Source organism: Aquimarina sp. Aq107 (genome assembly GCF_943733665.1).
Taxonomy (GTDB): Bacteria; Bacteroidota; Bacteroidia; order Flavobacteriales; family Flavobacteriaceae; genus Aquimarina.
In genome coordinates this window covers 4,921,495-4,933,877 of sequence record NZ_OX030782.1, presented here as the reverse complement: position 1 = coordinate 4,933,877, position 12,383 = coordinate 4,921,495, and the positions used below count along the sequence as shown (strand labels likewise).

Here is a 12,383-nt window from a genome sequence, read left to right as displayed (position 1 = left end):
TAGTTTAATTTGGAATAGTTTGTTTTATAATTTTATAGGTTACCACCATTTTTTCATTTTTCAGAGATAAAAAATATAAACCTTGTGGAAAATTTCTTATATCTATTGGGAATTTACATCCTTCCTTTTTAAACAATAGTTTGCCATTTATATCCGTAAAAGCTACATCATATATGGCATTGATGCTGTTTATATAAATATAATCAGTAACTGGATTTGGGTAAATGAAAAAACTTTCCTGTAAGCTTTCTTCTATAGATAGATTAATATTTATAAATTCAAAAGCTCCTATATCTTTATTAGAACCAGATGGTCTTTGATTATTCATTATATCAAAAAAGACTGGTATGCTATTACTTCCTTGGTTGACCATTGGGCTGAATTCAGTGGGTGTATAATTTAAAATATTGTTTTGATCTGCCGCTGATTCAGGCAAAGTTCCTGAGATATAATTCGGATTTTCAGTAACTAAATTACTACTGGTAAAGATATTTGTGCTAAGGCCGTCTTGATTTAGAATTTCTCCTTCCATTTCATTAGAAACTGAAATAGCATTATTCTGGATATTTACCTCAAAAGCATCTCTAACTCTTACAATTCGACCAGATGTTCCGCTTTCTGGAGTTACAGGTCTCCAATTTACTGTATTATGAAACACATCTACTTCACCAGAAAGTACACCATTACCGTCATTACCTATAAAAACCGCATTACGATATCCATCAATAACATTGTTTCTGATAGTGACATTAGTCGCTTCTATATTAATTCCATTTATCGTTGGTCCAAAGGATTGACCAACGTAATCCGAATTTTGACCAATATAATTACCTTCTATAGTCACATCAGAAATTGAGGCAATAGTTTGAGCATTTTGAGGATTAACACCTAATATTCTATCCATATTATTTCTATAAATCATAACATGCCTTTGTCCATCACCTCTAACAGTGATAGCCGTTTTGGTATCTACCAAGTTTGTTAATATATTATGTGCTAAAAACTGCTTTTCCCCTCCTTGAATCCTAATGCCATGTTCGGGTTGCGCGGTACCTATTAATTGATCTATTGTATTTCCCACAAAAGAAAAACGATTACTATCACCAGAGAATACACCTATAACTCCAAAATCATGTAATTGAGAATCAAAAACTCCAAAAAGATTTGATTCATCTTGGTAAATTGCTCTTCCTGTAGTTTGTTCTATTTCCAAACGAAGTGCTACAATATTCTCGGAGTTGTTTAAAACTGTAATTGCTCCTGCTCCAAATGGACCAGTACCTTGTGGTATTAAATGAAGATCCATAATCCTTATATCAGAAGAATTTATTAATTGTAAAACTTCTTCTGTATTAGAAGTTAAAACTGGAGAGTTCCCTGATCCATATGCGCCAATAATAATAGGTCCATTTTGTAGTTCTTCAATATTTTCCCCATTTGTATCAAAAGTATCTCCTCTTCTAAATAATATTTGTTCATTACTATTCAATTGTTGTAAGGCATATTCTGCAGTCTCCCAAGCGGTTTCTGCACTAACTCCATCATTAGAATTATCCCCATCTTCTGACACATAATATGTCGTTCCTGTAAAAGGAGTAACTGTTATGGTAATAGTTTGCATATCTACATTCCCTTGAGGATCTGTTACCGTACATTGCACAGTATATACTCCTGGTTGTTCAAAAACATGTCCCGCTACCATACCTTTAGAGATCTCCCAAGTACCATCAGCATCTGTATTAGTAGTGTCAAAACTCCAAGAGAAATCGGAATTTGTCAAATCATTCGTTCCATCTAAACCTGCTGACTGCGTTGCATCAAAAAAAACATATAATGGCGCTACCCCAGTAATTCGACTTGTTTCTATTTGTATTGTTACTTGACCAATTGCGGAAAGGTTACTGAGTAATAAAAGGTAAAGAAAATTTCTCATCACTCTCCTTCTAATAAAAATCTAAATGCGCCATTGATGTTTTCGATATTATTATTTTGATCCAACCCTTCTCCCCATTCTCCTCTAAACGTAGCTCCTGGTTCCCCACTTCTACCGTTTAAATACCCTTTCAAGACACGATTGTTATTATCAAAATTGACTGTCATAATTGACCCATCTATAATCCAAGTCCCCTCCATAGAGAATATATCACCATCACTAATACCTAATAACCCAGCTGTTCCTTCTTTTGTAAAGTTTATAGAACTACCGGAGCCAAAAGACTCATTTGAATTATCGGTTACGTCGTTATTAAATCCACCATAAAACAAACCTTCAATAAAGGTGTTTTTAATAGTAACTGTTACGGTTGTACTTTCTATCGAATTGGATGCTGTTATAAAAACCTCTGTCTCACCCAACGGGATCGATCTATCCCAGGAAAGTACACCTGTTTCTTCATCTATGGATAAAGTATTTCTATTAAATAAATCATCAGGTGCCGTGTTCGGCAATGTTGTAGCCGAGAATGTTCCTCTCTCTTCTGACCAATTCACTGCTGGTGGTAACGTTTCTCCAGCTTCTAAAAAACTGGTCTCAATGAAACTTTCTTCATATACAACTCTTAATCCATTGTTGTCATCATCATTATTACAAGCATTTATAATAATAATAAAAAATAATGCTCCTATATATTTTATTGTCTTCATCTATTCTTCAATTAAAACGTTATTATTATAGAGCAGTAAGCTTTAAAACTTATAAGCCTACTGCTCTTTTAAAAAGGGGTGAGGTGTGACTTACACAAATACGTATTATAGAATAAAAAAGTTTTTAATTTTTAGAAATCATCTTTAAAACTAAATGCTCCCATTAACTCTTCGATATTATCATTCTCATCAAGTCCTTTCCCCCATAACCCAGAAAATACAATTTCAGAATCAATTGCAGGATCATCGGGTAATATTGTAGATAAAATACCTTTCATTACTAGATTTTCTCCTGGATAATCGATATGTGTATATGAAGCCCTTATAGTATCTCCTTCTGCCTTCCAATTTCCGCCACCAACTACAGTTGATTCGAACTCAGAAAGTAATGTTACCACACCATCATCTCGTAATTTAAAAAGGAGATTATCTTCAATAATAGATGAGAAGGGATCATCTGAAGTATCATTATTGAAGCCTCCAGTCATAAACTTATTTCGCCCAGTAAATACATTGTTAATTGTTATCGTTACAGAGCCCGTTCCAAATTCATTCAATACTGTAACAAATACATTAATTTCACCAAGAGGTAAAGAATTATTCCAACTAAGTACTCCGGTTTCCGAATTAATAAAAATAAAATTTCCTACGAGGTCAACTCCATCTGATGACGGTAATGTTGTAGCAGAGAATGTTCCATTTTCTTCTAACATATTTATTGTTGCAGGGCTCGTTTCTCCTTCCTCCAAAAAACTAGTCTCAATAAAATTTTGTTCATACTCGATACTTATGCCATTAGAATCATCATCATTACTGCAAGCACTTATAATTACCACAAACAATAATATTCCTATATATTTAATTATTTTCATCTGTTATTTAGTTTTAGTGATTTATTGGAAAAGCTGTAAATCTTTAATTTCTTAAGAGTCATCATTTAATATTAAAAAGGTCTACTATTTCCTCATAAGTCATGTTTTTATAATCAGCTACTGATTTTCCTGCGGCTACACCACCAGGTATTATAACATATCGGTAATCTTCGAAAAAATCAAAATCATTACTATTTCCACCTGTAACCAAACCTAATACTCTTATTTGACCACTATCAATTGAATATGTATATAATTGTTCTTCTGATCGATACTCATACGGCAGCGGTACAGCTTCCAATCCTACTGCTAAAAGAACACTTTCTCCTCTTGCATAAACTAACACTACACTTATGTCAAGGTCAATATCCAAATCAATAATTTCTTGACTGTTAGCCAGAGTAAAAACTTTTTGATTTAAACCTCCTCCAACAGAAAAACCATTAGGAATCCAATCAGAATAAATAACATTTGCCGTTCCCGTATCTCCATCGACCCCATCAACTCCATCAATCCCATCTTGACCAGCAAGACCAACAGCACCATCTTCTCCATCAGAACAAGAAAATATGAACAGTGATATTGTAACTATTATCAAACATTTTACTAAATTTTTCATCGCTTTTATTATTTTAAAATTATACGACAAACATAAATGTTACTTGTTCTTTACATGTCCGATATATTTGATATTCAAGGAATCCGGACGTATTTGGGTGGATAAAAATTCCTTATAATAAATAAGTCTTTTATTCATTTCATATTCGTCATTAGTGCAGCCCAAAGGATCATAACTATGAGTATTCCCAATCCTGCAAATTGCCAAATCGGCCCTTTAGTTTTATTTTTTAAAGTAATACACTCTTGTTTTATAGGTTCAGGCATCTCTTTTATATTAAGAACATTTTTACAATGCTGACACTGAGACATTCCTTTTTTACCTATGGGAAATATTGGAATCCAAAAAACATGAACATGTCTTCTAAACACAATTAGCCTTAATGAACCTTTAGTACCACAACTTGGACAAATAGATCCGGTAGATTGTTTAGATGTTACATAAACTGATCTGCTGCCAAAAATTATCATAGTGTTTTAATTTTTATAATTTTCCTTAAAACTACACCTATAATCTTCTGTGTTTTCAGGGTAATTTCAACTTATACCATTGTTATTTGATTTAATCAAAATCAATTTTTTAATTTCTAAATATTCATCCTTTTTGGACATTAGGTTGCTACTAATATTTCTTTTTCCACCTTCGAAATGAAGAATTAATAAATAACTATCATTGATATAAACTTCATTGATTTCAAATATGCTCAATAGCGCTATAGTGGTGAACTTTCTTTTTAAACCTATGGATGGTATTCTTATTTTAAAATCATCTATGGTCAAATACCCTCCCAAATATTTATATTTCTTTTCTTCTGTAATGAAAAATGAATTTCTACTCCTCGATACTTGTTCACTCATACAATATTTTTTCTCATTAACCTGAATCCCTAATACTCATAAAAATTTATAAAAACCCCGAGATAAAAGACTCAGAGTTTTTTAAATTATTCTAGGACGATTATTGGATGTTAAAAAGTTGAACTATTTCTTCATAAGACATGTTTTCATAATCCGTTGCAGATTTTCCAGCAGCTACTCCACCAGGAATTATGACATATCTGAAGTCATTAAAAAAATTGAAATTGTTATTTCCATCATTATCCAATGCTGACACTTCAATTCGTATAGTTACACCAGTTGTAAAATTTGCTACCTGAAAAGTATAATACTCCTGTTGGCTAGTGAGAGCATAAGGAAGTTGATATACCTCAGACAAAATAGCGTTTGCTTCACGACGCCCATAAACTAATACTACATCTTCACTAAGATTTAACTCAGCAGCACTAAGTGTAGTTAGTAACTGCGTGTTGGATGGTTGCGGCCCACTAACTTCGAAATCTCTGGCAATCCAATCAGAATACACAACATTCGCTGTTCCTGTATCTCCTTGATCACCCTGATCACCCTGATCCCCTTGATCTCCTTGCGGACCCTGATCACCCTGAATACCTTGTTCGCCTTGCGGTCCTACCGCACCATCTTCTCCCTCACAAGAGATACTGCATATGGATAGTAATACAATCATCACACATCCAATTAAATTTTTCATTGCTTTCATTTTATAAAAGTTTTTAATGTTAATGAAGCAAACTTAAATAAGGGTGGTTTTTTCACTATCCGAAAAGTTTGAATTTCAATAAATTCGGACGTATTTAGATAATTAATACCGTCTTCAATTAAAGATACCTAACATATATCTATCACTCCACTAGCTACGGTTTTAGATTTGAAGAATTAGGAGATATAAAAACTTTGATTCAGAATGGATAGTGTCTAGTACTTACTCTTAGTTTATAAAATTCCTCAATATTCTGTGAATTCTTTCCTGCTTTCTTTAAACAAACTTAGTATATCATTATCCCACTTAAAGTCATTCAGATACCAATTGTCATTTTTCCCTTTATAAAATGTAAACTTTATTAGTACACCACTCCTTTCATATTTTAAGACATACGTTATCATATACATCAAATCTTCGATTACATCTTCCTTCACCAACTTATTTCCAATTAAAGACCCATATTCTACTTCAAATGTGTTAAAGTGGTCCATTGCTCTCTGCTGTGTATATTTATATTCATCTCGTATGAAAACCCACATCATACCTGTTTTTATAAGACCGTCGACAACATTATTTTGTGAAAAATCATCCATTATTTGCTGACATTCTGCTTTTATTTCTTCTCGATTTGCAAATTCTTTTTCTTTTTGTGAAAAGCAAAAATGCTGACAAATCATAAACGTAATACAAATTAGAATTTTGCTCCCTCTCATCATTTTTTAAACAATTTAAAAACTTTATATACAATCCTTGCTTCTACATTATATCCATTCCATATTGGAGGAAACTCATCATCATATCCTTTTTCAGAAATGCTTTTGCCTGCTTTAATCCATAAAAATAAATTACGTTGTCGTTTTTTGTTTAGTTTAAATCGAATTCCCAAATTAATATTTCCGTTACTGAATCTTCGCGTCACCTCATCTTCTTTAGTCTTATAAAAATTCGTACTATAATCAATGGTCATAAATCGATATCCCATACCAGTTTCAAAATGAAAAAAAATAACTGGAGCAATTCCAGCAGAAACTCCGGGTAAGGCATATATTGAACCTTTCCCAATAGTATATTCTATACCTGCAGATAACTTAAAAGTATATGGTGGTATTGCTATACCTTGTATTCCATAAGCCACTCCCCCAGCAAGATTCATATTAATGTTTTTCTCTATATAAAGATTATGATCCCCTTGTCCAAGAAGAGTAGGTATACTTATTATATGTACTAATAAAAACGTTATTAATCTCATTACTTTCATATGTGGGATGAAAAGTTTGTTAAGCATATCGTTTAATGCATAGTTTCGTAGCTTAGCCAGCGGGTAGCCATGAATTATACATCTTGTTGTGTTGTGTTTATTTTGTTTGAAATGTAGGTTTTGATATATTGATAGTCGGATTTTTTTTCCAATAAATTGCTAGTAACTGTTCGTTTACCACCTTCAAAAACAATTGTCAAAAATAGATTTCTATTAACTTCCATCTCATTTATAGATATGACATTAGAAAACTTGATTTCAGTTCTTACTCTTTTAAAACCTACTGGGGGAATAATAATAGAATTTGTTTTTAATACTAAAAACTCTTTCTTTTTAAGTTTGAGATATGCACCAGTAGATGCAGCAATTACAAATAAAAGACTAATGGTAAAAAATATCCAATGAAAAATAGCCGCTTCTGTTTCAGATAACTTAATTAGTTTATTAATAATTAACCCTTTTTCATTATCAATAGCTTTAATAAAAAATAAAACAGCGGCTCCTCCAAAAAGAATAATACCTAAGATGATTAAAAACCATTTGCCTTGATATGGGTATTTTTTTTCAAACTCATCCATTTAATTAATATTTAGATCATTTTTTCAATTAAACACAACATACTAGTATCTACAATCATAACTTCGGTTTTTATTAGTCTTATTCTCTCCTAAAGTCTTCTATGAGTTGTCTAATATCAGCTCTTATTCGATCTATGACCCACTTCTTTTCTATTGTATCCATACCTTCTAAAATCCCATTATTATCCAAATTAAAATCCAGCAAAGTATCTTCTAGAAATTCATTTTCTAATTCAGATATTCTTTGCTTCTTATTGTGATCCACAGCCCCTATTTTAGAAATAGCACTATCTAATCTATTTTTAGTCAAATAATTCCGTATTTCAGCTATTAAAAATGATAGTTCTTCTGTATAAGAATTAGTGTTTTCAGTAAAAGCCCACTTTTTTGCCTGATGGAATTTATTTTCTTCTTCGAACTTATTGTTCTTAATTTTAACGACTGGTCTCTTATTTACACTTATTGTATAATCATATGGTTTTACTATTATTCCCTCGATTAAATTATCAGATATATTGGGTAAGTTTAACTCTTGCGGTATTTTAGAGTTTATTGATATATTAAAATTTAAAGCCTCTGATAATTTACCAACGAATAATGGTTTGACAAATGATATATTATATCTATCAAAATACCTTATACTTTCTTTATACGATAGATAGTACTTAGCATCGGAAATTATTGCTATGTCGAAGGCGAAGAAGTTTATAGAAGGGTCATAATAAACACCCGTTTGTATAGCCTGTACTCTTTTATCTGGTGTAACCTTTTTATGTGGATATATGCCTCCAAAAAGCTCTCCATAAATAATATATCTTGTTGCTTTATACTGTAAGCTCAACTCTTCAAAAAGCTCAAGAATATTACTTTCGATTTGTTTTACCACTAGTTGAAAACCAAAAAAATCACTTTTCCAGGTCAGTAATTCCTTTCTTTTAGCAAATGTAAGCTCTCTATTTTCATAGATAAAACTAAAATTTGCACCGTGTATTTTTTCTGTTGCAACCCAATCTAACTTATCCAAAGATTTAAAATCATGAGCATCAAAACCTTTTAAATTCTTGGCAATTTTTTCATATCCAGAAAAACTTTCTATCATTGGGTTTTAATTTTAGAGAATAGTTTTTTTACAAGAAATAATTTGTCTCAGTTCTGATCCAAGTTCTATTTTATCCCAAATGTGTACATCATCTTCGATAGACCGTGGATTTTGGTCTGATTGAATGTATCGTTTTATTGATGTTACAATTGGATCATTACCGTCGTTAATCTTTAGTATTGATTTTCCACCAGGAATACTATTACTACCTTCATATTCATAACAAAAAACGATCACTTTATCTCCTTTCTTAACATCTACATTGGCAAAACAATCCGAAGAAACGTATGTTTCTTCTTGGTAGCTGCTGTTTTTAAGTTCTTTTGAAAGAAGCACCTCATCTATTCTTACAATTCCCGTTTGAGATCCATACTGTTCTTTTTCGGTTTTTTTATAAATTTCATTAATAGTTCCTAGAAAAACCAGGCTGTATTTTTCGCCACAATTACCAATAAAAGGACCATTTTGTGGCCACCAATAGGTATATCCTATAGCAAGTGTATCCTCTACTTTGGTTTCAATACTAGAAACCTTTTCTAAATTCTTTGATTTAGTATTACAACTTAAACCTAGGAAACATAATAGGCACATTAATAAAACTGGATTCATTTGAACTATTTTAATCATAATTATTCTAGCGAAAAAACAACCTTAATATAATACTTTGTTGGCTCCTTTACGGCCACCGCATTATAATATTTGTATTTGTTATTTGGGTTTTCAATTTGGATAACGTCTCCTACTTTCTTTCCTATATTGATAGCTATCTGATCAGCTGTTTTTCTCGCATCATCTACAGCCTCTTTAGTTAATTTTCCAATTTGTTCATTGGTCATTTCCTTAGCAATAATATCTACTTTAGTATTAGTGACACCTTCTATTTTTTGACTTATTATTTTTTTTACTTCATCTAACGAAGTTGTCTTGTAAAAATAAAAAGAAGAGTTTGTATAATCATAAGAAGAAATACGATACATTATATCCTCTTCGAAACGACTGAAATTAATATTCACTTTGCTTAATGCAGCTGCAAATTCCTTTTCTAATTCGCTTACTGTTTTGCTTTTTATATTAATATTATTTCTATTCTTATAACCTATAACTTCCCTAAATTCTACATTTACAATATAGGTGTTGATTTCATTTGTTTTATTCGCTTCACCAATAACCGAAATCGAATTTTGTTGTTGTGCGTTTAAAAAGCCTTGACATAGTATGAAAACTATGAGTATTTTTTTTATCAAGTTCATAACGTTTTTTTTAAATTATTTATATAAATATTAAGTTGTTAACCGAATTTAAAAGAGCTTTTTTTACTTTATTTTGGATATATTTCTTAGCCACTCTTTATAGCTCACATCATAAATTGAAGACTTATTTTTTTGAAAAAAAATGATTGCTTCATTTGTGCCTTTCGTCTGATAAATTGTTTTTAATCTATTTCTAAATATTTCCTGATTATGTAATTGTTTTTCACTAGGTAATGGCCGTAAAGGTATTTCCACTCTTGGCATTAATCCTATGAAATATTTTAATTTAGATATGTAATTATATAATTCATCATCCTTACTTTTTCCGGATAAAATGTTGACAGCAGTTTCTATTAACCATTTATTATAAGGCAGATCATCTTCTATTTCTTTTAGCTGTTCTATCATATATGATTTTGGATATGGCGTTATGCAACCTGTCCAACAAGCCCATACTATTCCTCTCCAATTAAAATTGACAAAATCCTGAAACAGTTTTTCATCCATAGCCTGCACAGTTCTATAACAGAGATATAAAAATTCTAAGCGTTCGCATTTGACCGAAGGATATAGTGGGATATATTTTGAGTATATATCAATGAATTCGACTTGATACTCAAGTAATCTTTTTGCACTGCTCAATCGCGCTATCTTCTGGTAATAGGGATATTGTAAAAACTCTCTAAAATCAAGATAATTATATTTTTTACTGTAATTCATTCCCACACCCTTAACAATCTATAAAGCAATTATTTAACTCATATTAAATTTTATCGATGACCTACTAAGGAATAACTGTTTCTGCAGTACACCATTCTTCAGAAAAGTTAATGTGTTGTTGTACAAAATTTTCTGTTCCGAATTGTAGTGGACACCTTGCTATATTTTGATCATCATTTACTTGAAGTTCTGTCCTGTTTCCAATACCAATAACACCAATAATCTGACCTGCATCCACTTGATCACCAACAGAAATATTTATATCCAATACATGGTCATAAATAATGAGCCAGTTAGAATTATTACTTGGTTTTATCCATACCTCTAAATCCTCAATATTTATATTCATTCTGATATCTTCTACAACACCATCACTAACCGCTCTTACCTCTATATCCGATTGATTGGAGAAATATTCAATCGCTGGATTTTGTTGAGTTGGAGTTAACGACTCGCCAAATGGAATAAATGAACTAACCTGATCAATTGGTATAGGTGTAATACTAAAAGATGGAGAAATCTGATCGATTAAAGAATCATCATCACCACAACCTATTGCTAGCATAAAAATCATTAAAAATCTGATTAATCTCATATCGAAACCTAGCCTGTTTTTACCTTATCAAGTATTATTGATATCCCCACATATCCTGAAAATATGTAGCACCATTTTCCAGACTAAAACCATTAAGAACTAATAATTTATTAGCAAAATATAAAGAAGTATGATATCCTCTAGAAGGAAATTTTTTCTTCACATTCACATGCTCCCAAGCAATCCCATCTTGACTAAACCAAATATCATCATAATAATCATTTTTAGGACCTATACCTGCTGTTAACCACATTCCTTTTTCACTTACGGTAACAGCGTGATTTCTTCTAGGAGAAAACTGAGTGCTAGTCGTAGCTAAATTCCATTGAAATCCATTTATAGAATACCAAACATCATTTAGGTAATTTCCATTATTGTCGTATCCTCCGATAACCCATATTTTATTATCATATACCACCGTTGCATGTCCATATCGCCTGCCAAATGGAGCTAGATTCGTTACCAAGTTCCATTGTACTCCATCACTACTAATCCACACATCTCCTTTTACATCAAAATTATCACTTAACCCACCAATCAAAAACATCCTGTTTTCTATGCTTGCCAGCGTGTGCCATCTACGTGCAGAAAAAGGAGCATTTTTTGCAGTCTGTATCCAATCCTTTCCATTAGTACTGCGCCAAACATCATTAAAGTACTGATTTCCTTGAGTACCTCCTACAATCCACATGTTCTTATCCGCTACAGTCATAGCATGACCATAACGCTCTGCAAATGACGCATTAGGATTTACTTCTTCCCAATTTTTACCATCTTTGCTACTCCAAACATCGTTATACGTAAATTGGTTTCTGATGCCCGCAATCACCCACATTTTATCATCAAACACGGTTGAAGTATGAGCTGCTCTTCCTCCATATGGAGTTTCTTCATTTACTACAGTATTTGGAAGCGTAATTCCACCTATTGGGAGCATTTTTTCTGAAGAAACCTGAGAAGCCTCTTCATGTATATCTTCTTCTTTTAATTCACAACTACAAACAATCAACAAAACTGTTAATAGCCTAAAAATGTATCCAATTCTAAATCTATTTTTCATATCACACGTTTTTAATAACATATGATCAAAAATAAACTCCAATTTTACCTTACATGTCCGAGAAGTTTGAATTTCAAAGAATTCGGATATTTTTTTACAAATACATAATCTAAACCAAGTGGGTTGAGT

Annotated in this window: 16 protein-coding genes; all 16 read right to left on the bottom strand. The window is 31.8% G+C overall.

Features of this window, described 5'->3' with window-relative positions; translation table 11 throughout:
• Positions 1 to 4: 4 nt before the first annotated feature.
• Positions 5 to 1,933: a T9SS type A sorting domain-containing protein gene (locus tag NMK29_RS21395; protein ID WP_108804675.1), complete on the bottom strand. Its 1,929-nt coding sequence runs from the start codon at positions 1,931 to 1,933 to the stop codon at positions 5 to 7.
• A complete protein-coding gene (locus NMK29_RS21390; RefSeq protein ID WP_108804674.1) occupies positions 1,933 to 2,643 on the bottom strand; it encodes a hypothetical protein in 711 nt (236 codons plus the stop codon). The genes NMK29_RS21395 and NMK29_RS21390 overlap by 1 nt, the downstream gene beginning before the upstream one ends.
• A 131-nt stretch (positions 2,644 to 2,774) precedes the next feature.
• Positions 2,775 to 3,515 carry a hypothetical protein gene (locus NMK29_RS21385; protein ID WP_108804673.1) on the bottom strand — a complete coding sequence of 247 codons (741 nt, stop codon included), beginning with the start codon at positions 3,513 to 3,515 and terminating at the stop codon, positions 2,775 to 2,777.
• Positions 3,516 to 3,576: 61 nt separating this feature from the next.
• Positions 3,577 to 4,134 carry a hypothetical protein gene (locus tag NMK29_RS21380; protein WP_108804672.1) on the bottom strand — a complete coding sequence of 186 codons (558 nt, stop codon included), beginning with the start codon at positions 4,132 to 4,134 and terminating at the stop codon, positions 3,577 to 3,579.
• 134 nt (positions 4,135 to 4,268) lie between these two features.
• Positions 4,269 to 4,604: a zinc-ribbon domain-containing protein gene (locus NMK29_RS21375; RefSeq protein WP_108804671.1), complete on the bottom strand. Its 336-nt coding sequence runs from the start codon at positions 4,602 to 4,604 to the stop codon at positions 4,269 to 4,271.
• A gap of 66 nt (positions 4,605 to 4,670) precedes the next feature.
• Positions 4,671 to 4,991 (bottom strand): hypothetical protein, encoded by a 321-nt coding sequence (locus NMK29_RS21370; RefSeq protein WP_108804670.1) that lies wholly within the window; start codon positions 4,989 to 4,991, stop codon positions 4,671 to 4,673.
• 100 nt (positions 4,992 to 5,091) lie between these two features.
• Positions 5,092 to 5,682: a hypothetical protein gene (locus NMK29_RS21365; protein ID WP_199915061.1), complete on the bottom strand. Its 591-nt coding sequence runs from the start codon at positions 5,680 to 5,682 to the stop codon at positions 5,092 to 5,094.
• A gap of 254 nt (positions 5,683 to 5,936) precedes the next feature.
• Positions 5,937 to 6,410, bottom strand: coding sequence for a hypothetical protein (locus tag NMK29_RS21360; protein ID WP_108804669.1), 474 nt, complete (start codon positions 6,408 to 6,410; stop codon positions 5,937 to 5,939).
• Complete coding sequence (locus NMK29_RS21355) at positions 6,407 to 6,943, bottom strand: hypothetical protein (RefSeq protein ID WP_027394570.1); 537 nt, start codon at positions 6,941 to 6,943, stop codon at positions 6,407 to 6,409. The genes NMK29_RS21360 and NMK29_RS21355 overlap by 4 nt, the downstream gene beginning before the upstream one ends.
• A gap of 83 nt (positions 6,944 to 7,026) precedes the next feature.
• On the bottom strand, positions 7,027 to 7,530 hold the full coding sequence (locus tag NMK29_RS21350) for a hypothetical protein (protein ID WP_108804668.1): 504 nt from the start codon (positions 7,528 to 7,530) through the stop codon (positions 7,027 to 7,029).
• A 79-nt stretch (positions 7,531 to 7,609) separates the two neighbouring features.
• Positions 7,610 to 8,629, bottom strand: a complete 1,020-nt coding sequence (locus NMK29_RS21345; protein ID WP_108804667.1) for an RNA ligase family protein — start codon at positions 8,627 to 8,629, stop codon at positions 7,610 to 7,612.
• A 12-nt stretch (positions 8,630 to 8,641) separates the two neighbouring features.
• On the bottom strand, positions 8,642 to 9,238 hold the full coding sequence (locus tag NMK29_RS21340; protein ID WP_159092306.1) for a hypothetical protein: 597 nt from the start codon (positions 9,236 to 9,238) through the stop codon (positions 8,642 to 8,644).
• Between the two features lie 20 nt (positions 9,239 to 9,258).
• Complete coding sequence (locus NMK29_RS21335) at positions 9,259 to 9,879, bottom strand: SIMPL domain-containing protein (RefSeq protein ID WP_027394566.1); 621 nt, start codon at positions 9,877 to 9,879, stop codon at positions 9,259 to 9,261.
• 63 nt (positions 9,880 to 9,942) lie between these two features.
• Complete coding sequence (locus NMK29_RS21330; protein ID WP_108804665.1) at positions 9,943 to 10,599, bottom strand: hypothetical protein; 657 nt, start codon at positions 10,597 to 10,599, stop codon at positions 9,943 to 9,945.
• 64 nt (positions 10,600 to 10,663) lie between these two features.
• Positions 10,664 to 11,194 (bottom strand): peptidoglycan DD-metalloendopeptidase family protein, encoded by a 531-nt coding sequence (locus tag NMK29_RS21325; RefSeq protein WP_108804664.1) that lies wholly within the window; start codon positions 11,192 to 11,194, stop codon positions 10,664 to 10,666.
• Between the two features lie 34 nt (positions 11,195 to 11,228).
• The gene (locus NMK29_RS21320; protein WP_159092305.1) at positions 11,229 to 12,254 is read right to left on the bottom strand and encodes a kelch-like protein; all 1,026 of its coding nucleotides are present in this window, start codon (positions 12,252 to 12,254) and stop codon (positions 11,229 to 11,231) included.
• Positions 12,255 to 12,383 lie beyond the last annotated feature (129 nt).